Source organism: Chitinophaga sp., from assembly GCF_035761305.1.
In the GTDB taxonomy this organism is placed as follows: Bacteria; Bacteroidota; Bacteroidia; order Chitinophagales; family Chitinophagaceae; genus Chitinophaga.
Map to the genome: position 1 here is coordinate 46,154 of NZ_DASTRI010000040.1, position 24,629 is coordinate 70,782.

Annotated in this window: 16 protein-coding genes; 14 read left to right on the forward strand and 2 right to left on the reverse strand. The window is 50.2% G+C overall.

Annotated features, from left to right (window positions below; genetic code table 11):
- The first annotated feature begins 1 nt into the window (after position 1).
- From VFS25_RS04205 to VFS25_RS04240, 8 genes are all read left to right on the forward strand, one after another.
- Complete coding sequence (locus tag VFS25_RS04205) at positions 2–1,519, forward strand: RagB/SusD family nutrient uptake outer membrane protein (protein WP_326460867.1); 1,518 nt, start codon at positions 2–4, stop codon at positions 1,517–1,519.
- A gap of 148 nt (positions 1,520–1,667) precedes the next feature.
- The gene (locus VFS25_RS04210) at positions 1,668–4,013 is read left to right on the forward strand and encodes a glycoside hydrolase family 95 protein (RefSeq protein ID WP_326460868.1); all 2,346 of its coding nucleotides are present in this window, start codon (positions 1,668–1,670) and stop codon (positions 4,011–4,013) included.
- Positions 4,014–4,130: 117 nt separating this feature from the next.
- On the forward strand, positions 4,131–6,248 hold the full coding sequence (locus tag VFS25_RS04215; RefSeq protein ID WP_326460869.1) for an alpha-galactosidase: 2,118 nt from the start codon (positions 4,131–4,133) through the stop codon (positions 6,246–6,248).
- Positions 6,249–6,251: 3 nt separating this feature from the next.
- Positions 6,252–7,454 carry an SGNH/GDSL hydrolase family protein gene (locus VFS25_RS04220; protein WP_326460870.1) on the forward strand — a complete coding sequence of 401 codons (1,203 nt, stop codon included), beginning with the start codon at positions 6,252–6,254 and terminating at the stop codon, positions 7,452–7,454.
- 24 nt (positions 7,455–7,478) lie between these two features.
- On the forward strand, positions 7,479–8,378 hold the full coding sequence (locus tag VFS25_RS04225; protein ID WP_326460871.1) for an AraC family transcriptional regulator: 900 nt from the start codon (positions 7,479–7,481) through the stop codon (positions 8,376–8,378).
- A 99-nt stretch (positions 8,379–8,477) separates the two neighbouring features.
- On the forward strand, positions 8,478–9,707 hold the full coding sequence (locus VFS25_RS04230; protein ID WP_326460872.1) for an enolase C-terminal domain-like protein: 1,230 nt from the start codon (positions 8,478–8,480) through the stop codon (positions 9,705–9,707).
- Complete coding sequence (locus VFS25_RS04235; protein WP_326460873.1) at positions 9,704–11,350, forward strand: sodium:solute symporter; 1,647 nt, start codon at positions 9,704–9,706, stop codon at positions 11,348–11,350. Before VFS25_RS04230 ends, VFS25_RS04235 begins: the two co-directional genes overlap by 4 nt.
- A 202-nt stretch (positions 11,351–11,552) precedes the next feature.
- Positions 11,553–12,350: an SDR family oxidoreductase gene (locus VFS25_RS04240; RefSeq protein ID WP_326460874.1), complete on the forward strand. Its 798-nt coding sequence runs from the start codon at positions 11,553–11,555 to the stop codon at positions 12,348–12,350.
- Between the two features lie 30 nt (positions 12,351–12,380).
- On the opposite strand, the gene VFS25_RS04245 is transcribed toward VFS25_RS04240, so the two are convergent.
- On the reverse strand, positions 12,381–13,286 hold the full coding sequence (locus tag VFS25_RS04245; protein ID WP_326460875.1) for an AraC family transcriptional regulator: 906 nt from the start codon (positions 13,284–13,286) through the stop codon (positions 12,381–12,383).
- Positions 13,287–13,453: 167 nt separating this feature from the next.
- Between VFS25_RS04245 and VFS25_RS04250 the strand changes: the two genes are divergently transcribed.
- The 6 genes from VFS25_RS04250 (at position 13,454) to VFS25_RS04275 (ending at position 23,346) form a co-directional block, all read left to right on the forward strand.
- On the forward strand, positions 13,454–16,492 hold the full coding sequence (locus VFS25_RS04250) for a SusC/RagA family TonB-linked outer membrane protein (protein ID WP_326460876.1): 3,039 nt from the start codon (positions 13,454–13,456) through the stop codon (positions 16,490–16,492).
- An 18-nt stretch (positions 16,493–16,510) separates the two neighbouring features.
- Complete coding sequence (locus VFS25_RS04255) at positions 16,511–18,034, forward strand: RagB/SusD family nutrient uptake outer membrane protein (protein WP_326460877.1); 1,524 nt, start codon at positions 16,511–16,513, stop codon at positions 18,032–18,034.
- A 24-nt stretch (positions 18,035–18,058) separates the two neighbouring features.
- Positions 18,059–20,278 carry a hypothetical protein gene (locus tag VFS25_RS04260; protein ID WP_326460878.1) on the forward strand — a complete coding sequence of 740 codons (2,220 nt, stop codon included), beginning with the start codon at positions 18,059–18,061 and terminating at the stop codon, positions 20,276–20,278.
- A gap of 17 nt (positions 20,279–20,295) precedes the next feature.
- On the forward strand, positions 20,296–21,366 hold the full coding sequence (locus VFS25_RS04265; protein ID WP_414647699.1) for an aldose epimerase family protein: 1,071 nt from the start codon (positions 20,296–20,298) through the stop codon (positions 21,364–21,366).
- A 110-nt stretch (positions 21,367–21,476) separates the two neighbouring features.
- Complete coding sequence (locus VFS25_RS04270; protein ID WP_326460879.1) at positions 21,477–22,511, forward strand: arabinan endo-1,5-alpha-L-arabinosidase; 1,035 nt, start codon at positions 21,477–21,479, stop codon at positions 22,509–22,511.
- Between the two features lie 190 nt (positions 22,512–22,701).
- A complete protein-coding gene (locus VFS25_RS04275) occupies positions 22,702–23,346 on the forward strand; it encodes a hypothetical protein (protein WP_326460880.1) in 645 nt (214 codons plus the stop codon).
- A gap of 1 nt (position 23,347) precedes the next feature.
- Here VFS25_RS04275 and VFS25_RS04280 read toward each other — a convergent pair whose 3' ends face one another.
- Positions 23,348–24,616, reverse strand: coding sequence for a sorbosone dehydrogenase family protein (locus VFS25_RS04280; protein WP_326460881.1), 1,269 nt, complete (start codon positions 24,614–24,616; stop codon positions 23,348–23,350).
- Positions 24,617–24,629 lie beyond the last annotated feature (13 nt).

The following is a 24,629-nucleotide window of genomic DNA, read 5'->3' on the forward strand; positions in this document are numbered from 1 at the left end:
TATGAAAAAGTACACCATCTATATATGCCTCTTATTGTGCCTGGCAGGTACATCCTGTAAGAAATACCTGGACCAGAACCCAAAGGATGCCCTGGCCTCCACCGACTTCTGGCAAAAGAAAAGCGACTTTGACCAGGCGCTGGCCGCCTGCTACGCTACGCTGCAACCGGCGGAGTTTGCCGTGGAGCTGCCTGTGTGGGACTGCTTTACAGACGATGGTTTTGCGCAGCACAACTCCGGATCTGCCAAGGAAGTAGTGTCCGGCAGCATTAGTCCTACCACTGGCGGCTATGTGCCGCAGCTGTATAAGGATGCTTATGCAGGTATTGCCCGCGTGAACATTTTCCTGGACCAGCTAAGCAAATATGCCGGTACTGATTTTCCCGATGCGGATAAAACAAAGTATGAAGCAGAAGCCCGCTTCCTGCGCGCGTACTTTTATTTTCAGCTGTATAATATTTACGGGGATGTGCCGCTGGTGCTGCAGCCCTTATCGCTGGAAACGCAGAACCAGCCCAAGGCGCCGGCCGCGGACGTGCTTACGCAGATACTGGCCGACCTGGATTTCTGCATTGCCAACCTGAATGACGTACCTTACTACCAGAACAGCGGCCATGCCTGCGTTACATCCGCACAGGCGTTAAAAGCCCGCACGCTGATATTTGCCGCATATGGTAATAATGGCGTGCCCGATGCCGCGCTGCTTACACAGGTACGTGACCTTACACAGCAGATACAGGCAAAATACACACTCAGCGCCAACTTTGAAGATGTATTCCGCGATGCTACCCAAAAGGGCAATACAGAGATCATATTTTCCATCAATTTCCTGGCGCCCAATAACACCGCGCCCTGGGATATGTACTATGGCGACTGGATAGTGGCCAGCCCCCTGCAGAATTTTGTAGATGATTTTGAATGTGCAGATGGGTTGCCCTGGGGTGTATCGCCGTTGACCAATCCCAATGCGCCTTTTGAGAACCGCGATCCGCGTTTGAAGAAGACGGTGTTTGTGGATCACCCGGATTTTGGCGGCGGCAAAATTCATACGCCTTCCAACAGCCGGCCTACAGGCTACGGTGTATTGAAGTTCCTGGTGCCGGAAAATATACCATATGGCTTTTCTACTTTAAGCCAGCAGAACGCCGTGGTGTTCCGCCTGGCAGAAGTGCTGCTCATGTATGCAGAAGCGCAGAACGAGCTGGCCGGCCCGGATGCATCGGTATACAAAGCTATGACCGACCTGCGCGCCCGTGTTGGAATGCCGCCTTATCCCGCCGGCTTAACCAAAGACCAGATGCGCGGGCGCATACGGCATGAAAGAAGGATAGAGCTGGCATTTGAAGGCCTGCGTTACTTTGACCTGCGCCGCTGGCATATAGCCGGTGAGGTGCTGAATAATGTGAAAGATGGCATTAACCCGTACCATTATGAAGATAAATTCTTCCACTGGCCGTTGCCGCAGCCCGAAATAGATAAAAGCGGCGGCGTGCTGGTGCAGAACCCGGATTATAAATAGCATGTAAAATGTAAAAGTTGGAGGAGGCCACTAATAGCTAAATAGCACCGCTCCAACTTTTATATTTTAGATTTTACAGTTAACGTTTTACATTTCGTTCGCCTTTTGCATTTTAGATTTTACAGTTAACATTTTTCATTTTTTAGAAATGAGCCGACCGTTTTTTAGGAAGACATTACTGATCTTATTGTTAAGCAGCGCCAGCGCACTCCCGGCATTGGCGCAGCAGCCATTGCGTTTGTGGTACCGGCAGCCTGCCACTGCCTGGGAGGAAACCATTCCCCTGGGCAACGGCCGTTTGGGCATGATGCCCGACGGGCAGGTACGCAAGGAAAAGATTGTGCTGAATGATATTACCCTGTGGTCCGGCGCGCCGCAGGATGCTAATAACTACGATGCCTATAAGCTGCTGCCGCAAATACGGCGGCTGCTGGCGGAGCATAGGAATGATGAAGCACAGGCGCTGATGGACAAATCATTCGTATGTACCGGCAAAGGCTCGGCAGACGTGCCTTTTGGCTGTTTCCAGGTATTAGGCACCTTAACATTGCAATACGATTACAATAATATAGATACCACTCAGCTGCAGCCGGCAAAATATGAGCGGGAGCTGTTGCTGAACAATGCGGTAGCAGCTACCAGCTTTGAGCTGAACGGCGTTACCTATACGCGGGAGTACTTTACCAGCTTTGGTGATGATGTGGGCATTGTAAGGCTTACGGCCAGCAAGCCCGGGCAGCTGAATATTCGCGTGTCTATTGACCGCCCGGAACGGTTTGCTGTAAAAACCGAAGGCAACGAGCTGCAAATGTACGGCCAGCTGAAAAGCGGCACTGATACGCCGGGCATGCGCTACATAGCCCGTGTGCAGGCAAAGCTGAACGGCGGTACGCAGGCAATGGAGCATAATACGCTGGTGATAAAAAATGCCACGGAGGCTATCCTCATCCTTTCCATGGGTACGGATTTCCGTAATCCCGGCTTTATGCAAAAAACACAGCAGCTCATGGCGGCAGCCATGAAAAAAAGCTATGCTGCGCAAAAACAGCAGCATATCACCAACTATCAGCAATTATTTAACCGCGTGCAGGTGCAGTTAGGCACTACACATGCAGAGCAGCTGCCTACGGATGAACGCCTGGCGGCCTTTCATGAGCAGCCGTCTTCAGACGATGCTTTGCCCGCGCTGTTCTTCCAGTTTGGGCGTTACCTCAGCATCAGCAGTACCCGTGTGGGTTTGCTGCCGCCTAACCTGCAGGGCTTGTGGGCCAACCAGGTACAAACGCCCTGGAACGGCGATTACCACCTGGATGTAAATGTGCAGATGAACCACTGGCCGGTAGAGGTGAGCAATCTTCCTGAACTGAACCTGCCCCTGGCCGACCTCATAAAAGGCCTGGTAAAGCCCGGCGAAAGAACCGCCAAAGCCTACTATAATGCGGATGGCTGGGTAGCCCATGTGATTACCAATGTATGGGGCTTTACAGAACCGGGCGAAAGCGCTTCCTGGGGCGTTACCAAATCCGGTTCAGGGTGGGTATGCAATAACCTGTGGGAGCACTATGCATTTACCAACGATAAAAAATACCTGCAGGATATTTACCCGGTGCTCAAAGGCGCGGCGGAATTTTACAGCAGCATGCTGGTAACGGACAGCGCTACCGGCTGGCTGGTAACATCGCCCTCCTCATCGCCGGAAAACAGTTTTGTAATGCCAAACGGCAAACATGCCAGCATATGCGTAGGCCCTACTATTGATAACCAGATCGTGCGGGAGCTGTTTACTAACGTAATCACCGCTACGAAAGTGCTGAACACCGATGCTGCCCTGCGTGAAAAGCTGGCTGCCCAGCTGCAGAAAGTACCGCCTGCAGGCCGCATTGGCAGCGATGGCCGCCTGATGGAGTGGCTGGAAGAATACAAGGAAGCAGAGCCGCACCACCGGCATATCTCTCATTTATATGGCCTGTTTCCTGCGCCGTTAATTACGCCGGACGGAACGCCGGAGCTGGCGGCTGCGTGCAGAAAAACACTGGAAGCCAGGGGCGACGATGGCCCCAGCTGGTCTATTGCCATTAAACAGCTGTTTTGGGCAAGGCTGCATAATGGCAACCGCGCTTATAAATTATTCGCTGACCTGATGAAGCCTACGTTGAAAACCAACATCAACTACGGCGCGGGCGGCGGCACCTATCCCAATATGCTTACAGCAGGACCGCCCTACCAGATAGACGGTAACTTTGGCGGTGCCGCCGGCCTGGCCGAAATGCTGCTGCAAAGCCACGAAGGCTACATTGACCTGCTGCCCGCTATACCGGACCAGTGGAAGGCGGCCGGCAGCGTAAGCGGCCTTAAAGCCCGTGGCAACTTCACCGTTAGTATGACCTGGAAGGATGGTAAGATTACTCATTACACTATTACATCGCCGCAGCCGCGCAAAGTAAAGGTGAAGGTGAATGGTGAAATGAAAGCAGTAACGGCAGTTAAAATTTAGTATATTGAAAGCCTTTAAAACCCATTCAGGAAAGGAATAACCGTCAACATGCACTTTAAACATTTCGCCACGTTAATGGTCGTACCGTTCATAACGTACACGGCAAAGGCCCAGCACATGAATATACCTGTTGAAACCGCGCACAATGCCATGGTATTACAGGTGAACAAGCAAAAAGATCTCAGCACCATTTATTTTGGCCAAAAGCTGGCCAATGCTGCCGAATATGAGCAGGTGCCTGCTGTGTACAAACAGGCGCACGATTATACCGGCATATTGAACGCCGCCTACACGCCTTCAGGATCGCGCAACCTGCTGGAGCCCGCCATTACGGTTACCCATGCAGACGGCAATAATTCGCTTGACCTGCGTTATGTAAGTCACACTGTAACAAAGGTAGATGATAACATTTCCCTGCTGACCATAGTGCTGAGGGACCCGGTGTATGATTTTGAGGTAACGCTGTACTATAAAACCTATTTTAAGGAAGATGTGGTGGAGCAGTGGAGCGCCATCCGGCATAAGGAAAAAGGCGCTGTGGTGCTGCACAAATTTGCATCGGCCAACCTGCACCTGCAGGCAGCAGACGGCTTCTGGCTTACACAGTATCATGGCGACTGGGCCAGGGAAATGCAGCCGGAAGAATCCAGGATCACGCACGGCATCCGCACGCTTGATACCAAGCTCGGTACCCGTGCCAACCTGTTCCAGCCTTCGGTGTTCATGGTTGCTATGAACAAGCCTGCTACGGAAGATGAAGGAGAGGTGCTGTACGGCGCGCTGGAATACAGCGGCAACTTCCGTATAGACCTGGAGCTGGACCCCCAGGATAACCTGCGCATTATTGCCGGGATTAATAACTACGCCTCTGACTATACGCTGCAGCCCGGTGAAACATTTACCACGCCGGCCTTCCTGTACACCTTATCCGGTAATGGTAAGGGCATGGCCAGCCGCAACCTGCAAACCTGGGCGCGTAACTACAAGCTGCTCGATGGAAAAGGCACCCGCCTTACGCTGCTGAACAACTGGGAATCTACCTACTTTGATTTTAATGAAAGTAAGTTATTCCAGCTGTTAAAAGCAACCAAAGAATTAGGGGTGGATCTTTTCCTGCTGGATGATGGATGGTTTGCCAACAAATACCCGCGTAACAACGATCATACTGGCCTGGGCGACTGGCAGGAGAACAAAACCAAGCTGCCTAACGGCATTGCCTCACTGGTAAAAGAAGCGCAGCAGGATGGCGTTAAGTTTGGCATATGGGTAGAGCCGGAAATGGTAAGCCCTAAAAGCGAGCTGTATGAAAAGCATAAAGATTGGGTAGTGCGGCAGCCGCAGCGCGATGAATATTATTTCCGCAACCAGCTGGTGCTGGACCTCAGCAACCCGCAGGTGCAGGATTTTGTATTTGGTATAATTGATAACCTGTTCACCAAAAATCCGCAGCTGGCCTATATTAAATGGGACTGTAATGCGGTGATCTACAACGCGCATTCGGCCTACCTGAAAAACCAGTCGCATTTTTACATTGAGTATATGCGCGGTTTGTACAAGGTGCTGGAAAGAATACGCGCTAAATATCCCAAAGTACCCATGATGCTGTGCTCCGGCGGTGGCGGCCGGGTAGATTATGCAGCCCTGCAGTACTTCACCGAGTACTGGCCCAGTGATAATACCGATCCTATGGAGCGCATTTTCATCCAATGGGAATACTCCTATTTTTACCCGGCCATCAGCAGCTCTAACCACGTTACAGACTGGGGCAAGCAGCCGCTGAAGTTCCGTACAAACGTAGCGATGATGGGTAAACTGGGTTTTGACATTGTAGTGAGCAAGCTGCCGGAACAAGACCTGCAATATGCGCAGCAGGCTGTTAAAACTTACAACGGGTTCAAGTCTATCATCTGGCAGGGCAACCAGTACCGTTTATCCAACCCCCGGCACGATAATGTAGCGGCCATGTTATATCTCAACGGGCAGCAATCGTCCGGCGTAATTTTCAATTACCTGGTCAATAACCGTTATGGTATGCACAGCGCTACACCCATACGTTTAAAGGGTTTAAAGGCGAATGCGCAATACAGGATAAAGGAAGTGGACCTGTACCCTGGCACAAAATCCACAATTGATGATAGTAAAACCTATTCCGGCGATTTCCTGATGAAAGTAGGTTATAACCCGGATGTGAACAGCCACAGGACCAGTGTGGTACTGCAAATAGATGAAATTTAGCACATGAAGCAATTGTTTTGCCTGGCCCTTTGCCTGCTTATGGTTTGCACGCTGCGTGCGCAAACCGCGCGGGTAAAGGCGCCGCTGAAAAGTGAAGATTATATTACCCGCAACGGTAACCTGGATAATGCCTGGTATTGCATTCAAAAGCGTAAAAAGATCAACGTGGTGTTCCTGGGAGGTTCTATTACGCATATGGAAGGCTGGCGCAACCTGGTATGCCAGTACCTGCAGCAAACCTATCCTGCTGTTAAGTTCAGCTTCCGCAACGCAGGTATTCCTTCCCTGGGCAGCGTGCCGCATGCTTTCCGCTTTCAGCGCGATGTGCTGGACAAAGGACCGGTAGACCTGCTGTTTGTGGAATCAGCGGTGAACGACCATGTGAACGGTACCCCGGAAATACAGCAGCGGCGGGCATTGGAAGGTGTTGTGAGGCATATGCTCCGTGTAAATCCTGCTGTGAATATTGTGCTCATGGCATTCGTAGACCCGGATAAAATGGCTACCTACCGTGCCGGTAAAATACCGGCGGAAGTGCAGGTGCATGCGGAAATTGCGAAAAAATACAAGCTTCCTTTTATCAACCTGGCCAAAGAAATTACCGACCGTATTGATGCAAAGGAGTTTACCTGGGAAGATGATTTTAAAGACCTGCATCCGGCGCCTTTTGGACAGGGCTTGTATTTCAATACCATCAAACAGCTGCTGAGCAAGGCTTTCACCAGGCCGGCGCCACCTCACCCGGTAAGCGTATCGCTGATGCCGCCTCTTGATACGCTCAACTATGCACAGGCTGATTATGCAGATATTCACAATGCTAATCATTTACAGGGCTTTACCCTGGATGAGGACTGGAAGCCGGCAGACGGCACGCCTACACGCCCCGGCTTTGTGCATGTGCCCGTGCTGGTATCTGACAGCAGTGGCCACGCCTCGCTCAACTTTCCGTTTACCGGCCGTGCGGTGGGCATAGGCGTACTATCCGGTCCGGATGCGGGTTTCATCAAATATAGTATTGACGGCGGCCCGGAGCAGGAAATAGATTTGTATACAGAGTGGAGCAACAGCCTGTACCTGCCCTGGTATTTGATACTTGGCGACGGATTAAGCAAGGAAAATCATAATTTAAGGTTGCAAACAGGCGGGCCGCATGCAGGCAACACCAAAAATGTATGCCGCATTGTTTACTTCCTGGTGAATAAGTAGGCCTGCCGCTGCGCCAGTAGCGATATGGATAAACACAAACGACGCGATGGATTTGAAGGGCAAAAGCTGATCAGCTTACCGGAGGCAGTATGCCTGAACCATGCAAAGAAAAATACAGCGCTTAGCCCGGTGTACCTTACCCACATCGGGTACTTTCCCAAAGCCATTGCACATTACCGCCTGCGCAAGAGCGGCTGTAAGGATAACATTCTTATTTACTGCCTGCGCGGCAAGGGCTGGTACCGCATTGGCAGCCGCACCTATACCGTAGGGCCCAACCAGTTTGCCATTATACCCGCCACCACGCAATACCTTTGTTACGGCGCCGATGAAGCAGATCCCTGGACTATTTACTGGGTGCACTTCAGCGGGCCTGATATGGACGGGTTTAATAAATCGTTGAACATCCGGGCAGACGATGGCCCGCGTGAAATACTGCTGAATGAAAAAGGATTACAGGTATGGGAGAACATGTACCAAAGCCTCGAAATGGGCTACAGCACCGATAACCTGAACAATGCCAACTTTTGCCTGTACCAGTTTATAGCTACTTTCCTGTACCCTGATAAGCACCAGCAGCGTAAAAGCCCTGCACCGGAAGATTATATTACCCAAACCATTTTATACATGCGCAGCCGCCTGCATGAGAAGCTCACCGTAGAGGACATGGCAGCCACGCATAACCTGTCGGCCTCTTATTTTTCAACCTTGTTCCGCAAAGCTACCGGCATGCCGCCTATTGATTATTTTATTCACCTGAAGATACAGAAGGCCTGCCAGCTGCTGTTTCAGAATAACCTCAAGGTAAAGGATGTGGCAGCAGCCATCGGGTATGATGATCCTTACCACTTTTCCCGCCTGTTTAAAAAACACATGAGCGTATCTCCCGAACAGTACAAGGCAGCCAGCCGCCGGGAAGAATAAGCGATTTTAGTATCATAATCGGATAATTCATCATAATGAAAGAATAGATCATTTTGTATGCATCCCCAACGTTTTAATTTCACGTTGTAAGATGTAGTCATGATCACGGATGTTTTCACGTTTGATGCACGTTTTCCATTGGATAAAGGAACCGGCAGCGATGCGGTGCACCGCAACCCTGTTTACTCCTACGCCGTAACGCAGTTGAAGGATGACAGCGGGCTAACCGGCCAGGGATTTGCATTTACGCTGGGTGCGGGCAACGACCTGGTATGCAAAGCCGCGCAGTTTTATGCGCAACAATTAAAAGGAAAGGATATTGAGGAGCTGATGGCCGGTTTTGGCGTTGTGTTCAACCGCTTTGCCAATGAGCAGCAGTTCCGCTGGCTGGGCCCGCATAAGGGCGTGGTGCATTTGGCGCTGGCATCCGTAACCAATGCCTGTTACGACCTGTGGGCTAAAAAAAGAGGCGTGCCGTTATGGAAGCTGCTTATTGATCTTTCGCCGGAACAGGTGATTAATACGCTGGACCTTTCTTACCTGGAAGATGTATTGACAAAAGAAGAAGCGCTGCAGCTGCTGCAGCAGGCACTGCCCACTGCGCCCGCCCGCTATGGTATTTTACAGCAGGGCTATCCAGGTTACGACACTTCCATTGGCTGGTTCAATTATTCAGATGATAAGGTAAGGGAAAACACACGTATAGCCGTGGCTGAAGGCTTTACAGCCATGAAGCTGAAGGTAGGCTCCGCCGACCCGGAACGGGATATACGCCGTGCGCATATTGTGCGCGAAACCGCCGGCAGCCGGGTAAAGGTAATGCTGGACGCCAACCAGCAATGGACGCTGCCGCAGGCATTGCATATTTGTAAAACACTGCAATCTATGCATCCATACTGGATAGAAGAGCCCACCCACCCGGATGATGTGCTGGGCCATAAAACCCTGGCAGATGCCATTGCACCTGTTAAGCTGGCCCTGGGCGAGCATGTGCCTAACCGCGTTATCTTTAAGAACTACCTGCAAACAGGCTGCGCCGGCTTTATACAGGCAGATGCTGTAAGGGTAGGAGGCGTAAGCGAATTTATAACCGTTAGCCTGCTGTGCCGCAAGTATGGCATACCGGTAGTGCCGCATGTGGGCGATATGGGACAGCTGCACCAGCACCTGGTATTGTTTAACCATATTGCCATAGGGCACCCGGCGCTTTTCCTGGAGCACATTCCGCATTTACAAAAACATTTCGTACACCCGGTGCAGGTGCTCAATGGCGTTTATGTTACGCCGCAGGAGCCGGGCAGCAGCTGCGATCTTAAAGCATACCAATGATCAAGCCATTAGACCTGACCATAGCTATCCTGTATGTAATAGGTATTGTAACCATAGGGCTGTGGAGCGGTATACAACACCGGAGAAAACATGCAAACGGCAATGCCGCCGGGGAATATTTCCTGGCCGGTAAAACGTTGCGCTGGCCCATGATTGGCCTGGCGCTGTTTGCCACCAATATTTCCTGTGTGCACCTGGTAAGCCTGGCGCAGAGCGGGTTTGACACCGGCTTGCTGAACGGCAACTTTGAGTGGATGGCCGCTTTTACGCTTATACTGCTGGCGTTGTTCTTTGCGCCGTTTTACATCCGCTCAGGCGTAGCCACGCTGCCTGACTTCCTTGAAAAGCGCTACGACCGTGCCAGCCGCGACTGGCTGGCCATTGTATCTGTAGTATCGGCCATCATCATACACATTGCATTTTCATTGCTGGCAGGCGGCATTGTGCTGCATACCCTGTTTGGCGTGAATATATACACCAGCGTGATCGTGATCTCTTTGCTTACGGCGCTGTACACGATTGTAGGCGGTTTAACAGCCGTGGTAATAACAGAGTCTGTGCAAACCATTGTACTGCTGGCAGGCGCTGTTATCATTACCATAGCTGCCTGGCATAAGATGGGCGGCTGGCAACCTATGGTAAATGTGCTGCAGCATGACGGCGCTTTAAACAAACTATCTATGCTGCGCCCGCATGGCGATGGCAGCGGCATGCCCTGGTATGCGGTGTTCCTGGGTTACCCGGTGCTGGGCATCTGGTACTGGTGCGCCGATCAAACCATTGTGCAGCGCGTACTGGGTGCAAAAGATGAAGACCATGCCCGTGTGGGCGCGTTGTTTTGCGGGTTCATTAAAATACTGCCGGTGTTCATTTTTGTAATGCCTGGTTTATTTGCCTACACCTTAACCAAAGCCGGTTTGCTGGATGTAAGCGCGCTTACGGGCAGCAACGGAGCGGTGAACAGTAAGGGCATTTACACGGTTATGATCACGCAGCTGCTACCGGGTGGATTAACAGGTATTGTAGCGGCTGCGCTGCTGTCGGGCTTAATGAGCCAGATCTCCGGCGCGCTTAACGCCATTGCAACGCTGTGTAGCTATGACATATACAAACGCTATTACCCGCAGGCATCTGACCAAAAGCTGGTAAAAGCAGGCAAGATGGCAGCCGGCCTGGCGCTGGTGTTTTCCCTGGCGTTAATGCCGTTACTGAACAGCTATGAAAGCATTTTCAATGGCCTGAACGATGTAATAGCGCATATTGCGCCGCCTATTACCTGCGTGTTCCTGCTAGGTATTTTCTGGAGCAAAGCATCAGCGGTTTCCGCCAAGCTAACGCTGTGGATAGGCTCTGCTTTAGGTGCGCTGGTATTCGCCATCAATAAATTGTTCCCCGGTACAGTAGTGGGGCATATACCTTTTATGATGATGGCTTTTTACCTGTTTTGTATATGCGTGCTGCTGCAGGTAATATTTACGTTTGCTTTTCCGGCGCCGCCGCAGGCGGTTGGCAACCGTGTATTATACTGGCAATCGCCGTCTGCTCCCTTGCAATCGCCGGGCTGGCGGGGCATTGGCAACTATAAGCTGCTGGCGGGAGTGTTGTTGGGTGTAATGGCGGTGTTGTTTTGGTGGTTTAGGTAAGTGTAAAGCAGAAAGCATAAAGCAAGAAGCTGGAAGCGTGAAATCTAAAGCACAAAGCAAATGGTAATGAATGAAGCAAAGAAAGGGGTGCCGTAAGGAAATAGCAGGCACAGGTAATAGAAATAAAGTAAACAGCAGGTATCCGCTGCATTAAGCTTTTAGCTTTATGCTTTCGGCTTTCTGCTCTCTTAAAACTAATATTATGTTCTTAGCAGATAAAGTGATTTTTTTAACGGGTGGTTCTATGGGCATTGGATACGAGTGTGCCCGCAAGTATGCAGCGGCAGGCGCTAAAGTAATAGTGGTGGCCAATGAGCCGGTATCGCTTGAAGCAACCATTAAAGAGTTGGGTAGTGAGCACGCCGCTATATTATGCGACGTAGCTAAACCCGCTGAAGTAAAAGCCGCTGTGCTCCAAACACTGCAGCGTTACGGCAAAATAGATGCTATTCATAATAATGCCGGTATTGCCGCGCCTTCCAAGCCTTTACATTCAACTACAGATGAAGAATGGGAGCAGCTGTTCCGGGTGAATTTGAAGGGTATTTATCATACTACCAAATACGGACTGGATGCGCTGATTGCTTCCCGTGGCTGCATTCTTAACACCAGCAGCCTGGTGGGCGAAATAGGGCAGGAGAACCATGCAGCCTACACCGCCACTAAAGGCGCGGTGAACAGTCTTACCAAATCCATGGCGTTGGACTATGCTCCCTATCATATACGGGTAAACGCCGTTGCTCCTGCTGCTGTATGGACGCCCATGCTGCGCAAGTGGAACAGCGAGCAGGCCAGCGAAGCAGCCATGGAAGAATACCTGAAACATATTCATCCGCTGGGCTACTGCCCCGAAGGTGATGTGATTGCAGATGCAGCCGTATTTTTGCTGTCGGAGAAAGCACGGTTTATTACAGGGTGTATTTTACAGGTAAGCGGCGGCGCGGAGCTGGGGTATAGAAGGGTGTTGAATGGGAGTGAAAGGATAATGGAAGGGAAGTGACGCCGAATAATATCACCCTGGAAGAATACGTTACATCCCCTCCGGCCTGTTCCTCCTCCTGTACTCCTTCGGCGATACCCCCATCAGCTTCGAGAACATTCTCGAAAAATAATAAGGATCATCCATACCCAAACTCTCTGCTGTTTCTTTGATTGTAATATCCGGTAGCAGCAGGTACTGGCAGGCTTTCTGTACTTTAAGGTGGTTAAAATATTCCACCGGCGCATAACCGGTACGCTCCCTGAAAATAGTAGAGAAATAAGACACGGATAAATTCGCAAATTCCGCAAACTCGTTCAGCGTAATACGGGTGTGTATTTTCTCCTGCATCAGGTCAAGCGTAGCGGCAATTACGTCTTTTTCATCATGCTGCTTCACAAAATTGAACTTGTCTTCGTACAGCAGCGAAGAAAGGAAATGATAGAATATCATATTTACATACCGCAGGTTATCTGCGGTATAACCCCGTTCCAGGTTGCTGTAAATCTCTTCAAACAGCTTAATACGGTTATCGCTATACGGCAAATACGGCTTGTAGTTTTTGGCATGCTGCAGTATAAGATCTACAATATAGGCGGCCAGCTCACCTTTGAAATGAATCCAGTAAATAGTCCATGGATCGTCTTCATTGGCCGAATAGGTGTGCGGGGTATTGGCTGGTATGGTAATGAATTGAGAAGGAGAAATATCTACCCGTTTGCGGTTAATTTCCATCCAGCCGCTGCCCTCCACGCAATAAATAATAATGTGCTGTCCAATGCCGGTAGAGCGCTTCATATAGTGCCCTTTCGCCTTTGGATAATAGCCAATATCAGTGATGTAGATTTGCCGGGTAATGGGATCTTTTGTTAAAAAATCAGTGCTTATTTTTTTAGGCAAAACAATAAGCCGCTGCCCTTCAAACCCTTCGCGTTTTCTCGCCACTTTCTCTTTCATGCGCAAATATAATAAGTTGGGAAGTTCCGAAAAACCGTATAAAAATCCATCATGATCGCAAAAATCACTATTCTTAGTCTTATTCTCAATCCCGAATTTTGGCTCAAATCCACCGTGGGACAATCTATGCCGGGCCCCAACCGCCCGGTGCACTAAAAATTCTGGTTATGAAAAATTTTACATCCTTTTACCTTTTACTGCTATACGTGTGCCTTGGAATGCAGGTCACGGTACAGGCGCAAACCAGCCAGCTGCATGGGCGGGTGCTGGATGCCGCCACTAAAAATCCCCTTCCGTTTGTTACTGTCACTAATATGGCGAACAAAAAAGCATCGCAGAAAGCAGATGCAGCGGGGAGCTTCACTATCACTGTTAACGGCAGAACCAATCTGCTGTTCAGTTATGTAGGATATAAAAACCGGACAGTAACCGTTTCACCCGGCGATACGGCTATTACCGTGGCTATGGAAGCAGATATTTCCGGCCTTAACGAAGTAGTGGTAATTGGTTACGGTCAGCAACAGAAAAAAGACCTTACCAGCGCTGTAGCCAGCATTTCCGGTAAAGAGCTGGCAGAGATGCCGGTTACCAATATCAACAGCGCGCTGCAATCAAGGGTGCCAGGGGTACAGGTAACCAGCGGCGGCTTTGAGCCGGGCGCCGGTACTAATATAAAGATCAGGGGTATCAACTCTATTCAATCAGGCGATGGCCCCACCTATGTGGTAGATGGCGTGATCATGACCGGCGACATCCGCGAGATCAACCCATATGATATTGAATCGATAGATGTGCTGAAAGATGCATCTGCCGCTGCTATTTATGGCGCACGCGCCGCTGCCGGCGTAGTGATTATTACTACCAAAAAGGCAAAGGCCGGCCGCTCCAGCATCGACTACAATGGTTATTACGGTATACAAAAGATTTCCCGCAGCTATGATTTTATTGATGCAAAAGACTACGCCAACCTGCGCAGGATTGCGCTGAGTGATGAAGATCCTGTTGCCTGGCCGCTGAACGATCCTAAAACAGATTCCGCCGTGTTTAGCCCACGTGAGCTGCAAAGCCTGGCCGCCGGCAAATCCTACAACTGGGAAGATGCCATTACACAGGTAGCGCCTATGCAAAGCCATACGCTCAGCATATCAAACGGTATTGGCCGTAACAAAATATACCTGAGTGGTAACTACCTGGACCAGGGCGGCATTATCATCGGCTCTAACATGAAACGCTATTCTGTGAAAGGGAACATGGAGTCTGCGGTAACCGATAAGCTTACCATGGGGCTGAATACCAACTTCTCCCATATAGAAACAGACGGCGTAAGCAAGGCTGCTTATTATAATGCCGTTACCATGAGCCCGCTGCGTCCTATTTATGACTCCACCGGCAAACCGCTGGTAGAAGTAGATCCCAACACTGGTAAAATAGGCGCCGACAATCCCGTGGCGCTGGCTAAAGATGCCATTAACCACAGTGTAGACGACCGTTTCATCGGCAACCTGTTCCTGGAATATAAAGTGCTCAGTGGGCTGAACTTCCGTTCCAGCCTGGGTTTGGATGTGTACAAAAACCAGCGCTTTGAATACTACCCGCGTAATACGTACGACGGGTATGCGCAGCTGGGCGTAGCCAAAGTACAGAACTTCGGCTACCGCGACTGGGTTTGGGAAAACACCCTTACCTATGACTACAAGCCTTCGGAGAATCACGCGCTGAACATACTGGCAGGTTATACTACGCAAAAAAGAAGGCAGGAATACAATTTTGAACAGGCTTCCGGTTTCCCTACAGATGAACTAACGTATAAAAATATGAGCCTGGCCGCCAGGCGGGATAATATTTCCAGCGATTACTGGAACCGTGTTATCAATTCCGTACTAGGCCGTGTAATTTATAAGTTCAAGGATCGCTACATCTTCAATGTAACGGCCCGGTATGATGGCTCTTCCAACTTTGGTGCGGAAAACCGCCATGGTTTCTTCCCCTCTGTAAGCGGCGCCTGGCGTTTGATAGATGAGCCGTTCATTGGGTTTAAGATGAAATCGAAAGTGAACGATGCTAAAATACGTGTAAGCTACGGCGTTATAGGTAACCAGGATATTAGCTACGACCGTATCTATACCCGTATGGATGCTGCGGCTTATCCCTTTAACGGCAGCTCCCAGTCCACCGGTTACCAGTTAGGCGGCAATGCGGGCAACAGCGCGCTGAAATGGGAAAGCCAGCGGCAGTTCAACGCCGGTTTTGACCTGGCCCTGTACAGCTCCCGCATTCAGCTAACGTTTGACTTCTATAACAAGGATATTCACAACCTGCTGCTGAACCAGGACCTGGCGCCTTCGCAGGGCTACAGCAACAAGATGATCAACGTGGCAGCCATGAACACGCGCGGCGTAGACATTGGCCTGAAGCTGTACCCGGTTAAAACGCCCAACTTCGACTGGCAGGTGAACCTTAACTGGTCGAAGTACAAATCAAAGATCACGTCACTGCTGCCGGGCCGCGACTCTTTAAGCCCCACACTGAAGGTGGGTGAGGCGCCCAACAGCCTGATAGTGGATTATGTGTATGACGGTTTGTACCAGGAGGGCGACGACTTTAAGCTCAATCCCTCCGGCCATCCCGGCGACATAAGAGTGAAAGATATTAATAACGATGGCGTTATTAACCAGTACGACCGCGCCATAGTAGGCCGCACTACTCCGAAAGGATGGGGTGGTTTCTGGAACTATTTCCGCTACAAACGTATATCCATGACAGTATTTGCCACCTACATGTACGGGCATGATATATACAACAAAGCGTATACAGACTACCTGTATATGGGCGCGGGCCGCAACGTAATTGTAAAAGCCGGTTTGAACTACTGGACGCCTGCCAATACGAATACGGATATTCCACGGCCCAATGCCTTTGGCAGCTCGCTGCGCATGTTGCCGCAGGGCTCCTCCAGCTATGCAACAGAAAAAGGCGATTTCATCCGCATACGGGACATTACGCTGGCATATGATTTTTCTCCCAACCTGCTCAGCAGGATCAAGGTACGATCGCTGCGTGCATACGTACAGGTAATGGAGCCATTCCTGTTCACCAGCTACCATGGTATTGATCCGGAGATCAATGGTAACACTGATCCCAGCCAGGCAGTGGACATTTACCCGCGGTACCGCACCTTTTTGTTTGGCGTAAACCTGGGCTTATAATCTTAAAACTACGATCTCATGTTATTTACACATAAATATTCCAATGTAGGCAGGATCTCACTGATCTTTATCATAACGGGCATGCTGTTGGCCGGCTGTTCCAAACAGCTGGATATAAAACCCGAAGTGTTTATATCGCCGGAAGAGCTTTATAAAGACGAAGCCGGGGTGAAATCAGGCGTTGTAGGCATTTACCGCCAGCTGCTGGAGCTGAAACGTTCCGATTATGTAATTGTAGGCATGGTAGGTACCGACGAAGGTAAAACCACTTTGTTCGTACCCACCTGGGGTACTTACTGGCAGAACTTCTGCGCCGTAAATACTTACTCTACGCTGATGACCGCACAAAACGATGTGGTGCAGGGTTTTTGGATAGATTGTTATAGAGGTATCGGCAACGCTAATGTAGCCATCCGCAGCATACCCAAAGCGCCGGTGGGCGATGCGGTGAAGAACCAGGCATTGGGCGAAGCCCGTTTCCTGCGCGCACTGTTCTACTTTTACCTGGTGCAGGTGTATGGCGGCGTGCCCATGCCTACTGAAGTTGAGAACCTGGCGGCCGACGCTAAAGGCGGGTTGCCACGCAGCAGCGAAGATGAAGTGTATAAGCTTATCCTGGATGATCTGCAGTTTGCCGCGGCTAACCTGGCATCTAAAGGCGCGGACGGCAATGCAGGCCGCGCCACCAAAGAAGCCGCCACGGCCTTGCTGGGCAAAGTGTATCTTACCCGTAAAGACTGGACCAATGCCAAGAACACGCTGGAGCCGCTGTTAAGCGCATCCAACGTAAGCCTGATGCCCAATTACGCCGACCTGTTTGTAGAAGCAAATGAAAACAATATAGAGTCGCTGTTTGAGATACAGTTCTCCAATGAGCTGAACAACACCAGCAACCTGGCCGCTAACCTGGGCTGCTGGCAGATCAACTCACCGGAGCTGCCCGGCGCAGGCGGCCATGTGATCATCCCCACCGATTATTATTTCAACAGCTTTGAAGAAGGCGATAAACGCAAGGATGCCACCTTTCGCACCCTGTTCTATGATAAAGACGGCAACCCGGTAGATTATTCCTGGTGGTCGGATGTGGGTAAGCCGCACATCAAAAAGTTCGATATTACCAAAGGCGCGTCTGTTAGCGGCAGTCTTTCATCACGCAACCTGTATTACCTGCGTTTGGCAGATGTAATACTGATGTATGCAGAAGCGCAGAATGAGCTGGGTAACACCGGTATAGCTATGCAAAACCTGGATAAGATCCGCAACCGGGCCGGCCTGGATAACTATGAAACCGTGCACGGTACTACACTTAACAAAGATCAGATGGCAAAGGAAATAATGATGGAACGTATGCGCGAGCTGGGCTTTGAAGGTTGGCGCTGGTTTGACCTGAAACGTACCGGCACCCTGCTTACAGAAGTAAAGGCGCATAACATAGATGCCGCACCCAACATCCAGGAAAAGCATTTGCTATATCCCATCCCCACCAGGGAGTTTGAGAATAACCAGTCGTTACAGCCATCGGACCAGAACCCGGGCTACTAATACTGAAGTGTGAAAAGATGAACCATGTATAAAAGAACGTTATTACCACTCATTAGCTTGTTACTGGCAGGGCAGGCAGCGGCCCAACAGGTGCAGGACAGCGCGGATAGCCTGGTATTGTCTAACAGCCAGGTACGTATAGTAGTTGATCATGCCTCCGGCAAGGTGAGCTACTATTTTCAAAACGGCGTGCAGCTGCAGCATACCACTGCTTATGTAGAAGATGTACATGCCGGCATGCTGGGCACCGCAGATTTCAGCAGCCATACTACCGCTGCAGATACCTTACAGGGAACGCTGGGCAAAGGCATCAGCCTGCGCATTACCCATGCCGGTGATAAGCAGCCATTGAGCCTGGTACAACATATCATCCTTTACGAAAACCAACCATTTTTGTTGATCAGTGCAGCGGCAGTTTCCGGTAAAACCACCAGCGTTTTACCGGAAACCCGTAATATATCGCCGCTATTTGTAGACGCTGCACAACAAGGCCGCGCCTACATTCCAGGTACAGCACCCCGCATATTGGATGTGCCCTTTGATAATGATAACTGGGTAAAAGTGCTGGCCCGGCCCTGGCCGGCAGATACCGGCATGCCGGTACGCGGCACCAGCTATGAGTTTGCATCCCTGTACGACAACAATACTTTCTCCGGCCTGGTAGCCGGCAGTATTACACACGACGTTTGGAAAACAGGTATCACCTACCGCACCGGCGCCGCAAAAGGAGTGCTGGACACGCTGAATATTTACGGCGGTGCTGCCACGGAAGACAACAAGGCGCTGCCTGCTTCCTATGGCGGGCTGGATGGCACGCATGATCACGCGCCGCATGGCACTATACAAGGTACAGCAGTTTATTCGCCGGTGATTTACCTGGCGGCAGGTAATGATACCCGTAAAGATTTCGTTGGTTATGGCAAAGTGAATGTACTGCAGGCCGGCCATCTGCAATGGCAGGGTTATGCGCCCTTTTACTGGAACAGCTTTGGCGTGGAAGGCGTGCTGGGATATGAAAAGGTGATGATGCCGCCGGGCGTAGCCAAAATATCCGACTTCATTGCCACGCTTAATAATTTCAACAAATATGCGCAGCCGGTATTAAGCATCGACTCTTATGATCAAAGCATCTACACTACGGACCTGCTGGCGTCTTTAGGGAAATATGCTGCAAAAAGGCACCAGCAGCTGGGCTTTTATTTCATCCCCTTTGCGGTGTGGACCTGGAAAAACAATATGGACCAGACAAAGCTGCATGGCACCAATGTACTGCTGCGCGATGTTGTGCTGAAAGATAAAAATCATCGGCCTATTGCTTATAAAGACGGTGACTGGGGCGCATTTGCCATTGATCCTACTCATCCTGCAGTAAGGGAATATATTATCGGGCAGCTGCAAAAAGCCAAAGCCATTCATGCATCTTTTATCAAGATAGATTTTTTAACCGCAGGTTCACTGGAATCCACCACCCGGTATGACTCACGCGTGCGAACCGGTATGCAAGCATACAACTACGGCATGAAAATGCTGAAAGGGTTGGTGGATTCTATTATGGGACCGGATATTTTTATTACCATGGCTATATCGCCCATGTTCCCCCACCAGTACGCGCATACGCGGTTTGTGTCAACAGACGTGTACTCTCATCTGCGCGACGACCAGCTGGGCTTTCCTGCATGGGGCAGCACCGGAGCGTCGCTGGCCAGCGGCTCCCATATGTGGTGGGTACAAGGTACCTTATGGCCTTATACCAACCTGGACGTAGCCATTATGAAGCATTTCCAGAAAAATCCAGACCTTACAGAACAGGAAATCAAAGTAAGGCTGTATGCCATGATGGTAATGGGCAGCATTTTGGGTGATGGGTCCGACTTCCGTGATAAGGTGGCGGCAGAAAGAGCGCAGCGGTACTTGAATAACCCGGAAATTTGTGCTTTCTTTAGCCAGCCAAAAGTATTTACCCCGCAGCGCATGTCCGACGGAGAAACCATGGATCAGCAGCTTAGCTTTTACCTGCAGGGAGATACTACCATGCTGGCTGCTTTTAATTTTGATACACAAAAAGTATTTAAGGAAACGTTTAATACAGGAACAATAGGTCTGGATAGCAGCCGGGCCTATACCATAAAGGATTTGTTAACTGGTCGGTCATTAGGACAAATAACACGTGGGCAAACATCTATTTTACTGACGGTGCCGGTAAAGGATGCAGTGCTCGTAAAGTTGGTGCCGGTAAATGACTAGCCATTAAAACAGGAAAATTGACGACGCGGCAATCAACAACAGCACTGGAATTAAACAGCAAACAAGTTGGCGCGCTACATGGCGGGCCTTTGCATTTAATTACACTTCAGAACGACCATATTACAATACACATCACTAACCTGGGATGCGCTATAATGGCCATTTATACACCCGGCCGCAATGGTATGATGAAAAACATTGTGGCCGGCTTTGCACATCCGCAGGACTATGCCAATAACCCCTGGTATTTTGGCTGCGTTGTTGGCCGTTACGCCAACCGCATTGCCGGCGGCCGTTTTATGCTGGATGGTAAGCCGGTACAGTTATCGGTAAACAACAACAATAATCACCTGCATGGCGGTTTTGAAGGGTTCCACACCCGGGTGTGGACACTGGAAGCACTGCTACGTGAAGATGATCGTGTTGGTGTAGTACTGGCATATACCAGCAGGGATGGGGAAGAAGGCTATCCCGGCAACCTGAAGGCGCAGGTAAAATATACGCTGAACCAGCAAAACCAGCTGGCTATCAGTTATACAGCGGTAACGGATAAACGAACGCCCGTTAACTTTACCAATCACAGCTACTTTAACCTGGGCGGTTTTGAACCACCGCTGATTACGGACCACATACTACAGGTAAACGCCGGCCATTACACGGAAAAAAATGAGCACAATGCGCCAACCGGCCGCATTTTGCCGCTGGCGGGCACCTGTGCCGACTTTACTGTTGCTACCCGCATTGGTGACAATATCCACCAGTTTCCACAGGACAAAGGCTTTGATCATAATTACGTGCTGAAACAAGACGGTTTTTCAGCACCAGCGGCTATTTTAGAAGACCCGTTAACCGGCCGTTATCTGCAGGTATTCACCGACCGCCCGGGCATGCAGGTGTACACCGCCAATTACTGGGACGGCAGCATTACCGGCCAGCAGGGTAAGGCATATGTACAGCACGGCGCTGTGGCGTTGGAAACGCAGGCCTTCCCGGATAGTCCTAACCATGCTGCATTTCCGAATACTATACTTGAGCCGGATGCAGTATATGAAAGCACAACGGTGTATGCGTTTGGGGTGAGGGGTTAAAACCTGATGGCCGTCACTTTCCACATCTACCATAATGTAAGCCATTACTGTACTTTTTAAACAGGTGTAATAAAACATAAAATTGCAAAAAAGGCCTTTAACTTTATTATATGCGGCAATATATTGCACATATAACCCTGGTAGTAAGGGAATATGAAAGAAAAAGGCATCGCCTTTGTGCGGGAACGCTACGCACACTGTTTATACTGGTAGCTTTGCCTGCACTGGCGCAAACCTCCATTCCTGCACATGACCCGGTAATGATACGGCAGGGCAACCGGTATTACATGTTCTGCACCGGGAATGGTATTACAGTATGGTCATCGCCCGACAGGCGGCACTGGGAAAAGGAACCGCCTGTTTTCAGCGCTGCGCCTGCATGGGCCGCCGCCACAATACCTGGTTTCCGTGGACATATATGGGCGCCGGATATTAGCTATCATAACGGGTTATATTATTTATACTATGCAGTGTCTGCATTTGGCAAAAATACTTCCTGTATTGGCGTAGCCACCAATAAAACCCTGGATCATACCGCTCCTGGTTTCAAATGGACGGATCATGGGAAAGTGGTACAGTCTGTACCCGGCCGCGATATGTGGAACGCCATTGATCCCAACCTGGTGTTCGATGAAAATAACGTTCCCTGGCTCGCATTTGGCTCTTTCTGGAATGGCATTAAGCTGGTAAAGCTGGCAGACAGTCTAACAGCTATGGCTAAACCGGAACAATGGTATAGTGTTGCTGCCCGTACGCGTACCGCCAACATCCCCGACACCCTGGCTGGCGATGCAGCCATTGAAGCGCCGTTTATCTTTAAAAAGGGCGGTTACTATTACCTGTTTGTTTCCTTTGATTATTGCTGCCGCGGCCCGGCCAGTACGTATAAGATCATGGTTGGCCGCAGCAAAAAGCTCACTGGTCCTTATGTTGACAGGAACAATATCCCCATGCTGCAGGGCGGCGGTACCCTTGTGCTGCAGGGCAATGCACAATGGTATGGTGTAGGGCACAACGCCGCGTACACCTGGGACGGTAAGGATTATATTATCTTTCATGGCTATGATGCGGCTGATAAAGGCAGGGCAAAGCTGCAGGTAAGGGAGCTGGACTGGGATAAGGAAGGATGGCCGCTGGTACGATGAATGAGCGCTCTTTAATGTAAATTCCGGCCATGATCTTACAACGCCTGCATGGTCTGGCATTCTTTTGGAGCGTTAAGCATGCATGAGAGATGGTTCCGTTAAATAAAGATTTAATGCACTTTCTGCTATCCGTTAACGGTCAGCTTTTACCAAAAACATTAAATTTAAAGCCTGATAAACTAAAACCATTATGCAGCTAATCTCCGATTTAAAACAACAGTGGCTTGCCCTTACCTTACAGTATAGTACAGATGAAGCTTTGCTGTTGCAGGAGTTTGACCACCTGGTAACCCATTATACCACCATTGACAGGCATTATCATAACCTGCAGCATATCCGTTCCATGTTGCAATTGCGCCAGCAATATGACGATGCCATTCATGACCATGACACCATCAGCTTTGCCATTTTTTACCACGACCTGGTATATGACGTACAGAAAAATAATAATGAGGAAGAAAGCGCGCTGGCAGCGGCCCGTTTCCTGCACCAAACCCGCGTGCCCGAGCTGCAGATACAGAAGATAATGAGCTACATCCGCGCCACACAGTCACATAGCAGCGGGGATATACAGGATAACGACCTGGCCCTGTTCCTCGATTTTGATATGGCTATTTTAGGCAGCCCGGCAGATGAGTACCGGCAATATGCGCAGCAGATACGCGAAGAATATTACATCTATACCGACCGTGTGTATAACCTGGGCAGAAGCAAAGTGCTGCAGCAGTTCAGGCAAATGCCGCATATCTATGGTACAGAAATTTTCAGGACCCGTTATGAAAAACAGGCCCGTGAAAATATTGCTGCGGAAATAGCGGTGCTGTCAGCGCAATAAATCATTTATTGGCGCTTACCTGCCATATTTTGTCATTCACATCATCTGTTACCAGCATAGAGCCATCGGGTAATATGGTAACACCTACCGGCCGGCCATGCACTTTTTCGTGCGCATCTATCGTAAAGCCGGTCAGGAAGTCCTCCGGCGGGCCGGCTGGCCTGCCGTTCTTGAAAGGAACAAATACTACTTTATAGCCTGCCAGCTCAGCGCGGTTCCAGGAGCCATGCTGCGCCACAAAAGCGCCGCCCCGGTATTTGGCCGGAAATGCCTTTTTAGTATAAAATGCCAGCCCTAAAGAAGCGGTGTGTGAGCCCAGCGATACATCCGGCACAATTGCCTTTTTTACAAGTTCCGGGCGGGGCGTTTCAATACGCGGATCTTCATGCTGCCCGAAGTAAGAGTAAGGCCATCCGTAAAAGCCGCCTTCTTTAATACTGGTGAGGTAGTCCGGCACCAGGTTATCTCCCAGCTCGTCGCGCTCATTTACAGCTGCCCACAGTGTTTGGGTGCCAGGCGCCCAGTCCATGCCCACGGGATTGCGCAGGCCGGAGGCATATACACGCTCGTTGGAGCCGTCGGGATCTACTTCCAGTATGCAGGCGCGGCGGGGATTTACTTCCTTGCCATTATCGCCCAGGTTATCTGCGGAGCCAACCGCAATGTAAATTTTAGAGCTGTCGGCATTGGTAATAATATTGCGCGTCCAGTGCTGGTTCCGTTTTTCAGCCGGCAGGTCCAGCAGCTTTTCTCCTGCTGCTTCCATTTTCATTTGTCCCGGTGTGTATGGATAGCGTATTAATGCATCGGTATTGGCAACATACAGGTAATTATTCATAATAAGCATTCCAAAAGGCTGGTTCAGGCCTTCCAGGAACACCTCCTTAATATCCGGGTGCCCGTCGCCCGTAGTATCGCGGAGTATGGAAATACGGTTGGCGCTTTTTTTCATATTTTCTGCCTTGGATGCGCCCAGCACTATGGCGCCTGCCTGCATGAGGGTGTTTTTAATAGTATTGGCTTCTGCTACCAGCACATCGCCGTTAGGTGTAACATACGTCCAGCGAGGGTTCTGTAGGCCGTCTGCATACAGGCTTACCGTAAAGCCATCCGGCGCCACCGGCTTTTCTCCCTCTTTCCAGCCAACCACGTTGCTAAAGTTCTTTACAGACTTGGTTGCAAATGGCGGAGGCAGCGTATCATGCTGCTTTTGAGCTGCCAGGGCAAGGGGCAGAACGCCTAATATGATAACGGCCGCTGTTAATTTCATAACAAGATTATTT

Coding starts and splice junctions, on each gene's coding strand:
- VFS25_RS04205 (WP_326460867.1), top strand. CDS start 2: ATGAAAAAGTACACCATCTATATATGCCTCTTATTGTGCCTGGCAGGT.
- VFS25_RS04210 (WP_326460868.1), top strand. CDS start 1,668: ATGAGCCGACCGTTTTTTAGGAAGACATTACTGATCTTATTGTTAAGC.
- VFS25_RS04215 (WP_326460869.1), top strand. CDS start 4,131: ATGAATATACCTGTTGAAACCGCGCACAATGCCATGGTATTACAGGTG.
- VFS25_RS04220 (WP_326460870.1), top strand. CDS start 6,252: ATGAAGCAATTGTTTTGCCTGGCCCTTTGCCTGCTTATGGTTTGCACG.
- VFS25_RS04225 (WP_326460871.1), top strand. CDS start 7,479: ATGGATAAACACAAACGACGCGATGGATTTGAAGGGCAAAAGCTGATC.
- VFS25_RS04230 (WP_326460872.1), top strand. CDS start 8,478: ATGATCACGGATGTTTTCACGTTTGATGCACGTTTTCCATTGGATAAA.
- VFS25_RS04235 (WP_326460873.1), top strand. CDS start 9,704: ATGATCAAGCCATTAGACCTGACCATAGCTATCCTGTATGTAATAGGT.
- VFS25_RS04240 (WP_326460874.1), top strand. CDS start 11,553: ATGTTCTTAGCAGATAAAGTGATTTTTTTAACGGGTGGTTCTATGGGC.
- VFS25_RS04245 (WP_326460875.1), bottom strand. CDS start 13,286: ATGAAAGAGAAAGTGGCGAGAAAACGCGAAGGGTTTGAAGGGCAGCGG.
- VFS25_RS04250 (WP_326460876.1), top strand. CDS start 13,454: ATGAAAAATTTTACATCCTTTTACCTTTTACTGCTATACGTGTGCCTT.
- VFS25_RS04255 (WP_326460877.1), top strand. CDS start 16,511: ATGTTATTTACACATAAATATTCCAATGTAGGCAGGATCTCACTGATC.
- VFS25_RS04260 (WP_326460878.1), top strand. CDS start 18,059: ATGTATAAAAGAACGTTATTACCACTCATTAGCTTGTTACTGGCAGGG.
- VFS25_RS04270 (WP_326460879.1), top strand. CDS start 21,477: ATGCGGCAATATATTGCACATATAACCCTGGTAGTAAGGGAATATGAA.
- VFS25_RS04275 (WP_326460880.1), top strand. CDS start 22,702: ATGCAGCTAATCTCCGATTTAAAACAACAGTGGCTTGCCCTTACCTTA.
- VFS25_RS04280 (WP_326460881.1), bottom strand. CDS start 24,616: ATGAAATTAACAGCGGCCGTTATCATATTAGGCGTTCTGCCCCTTGCC.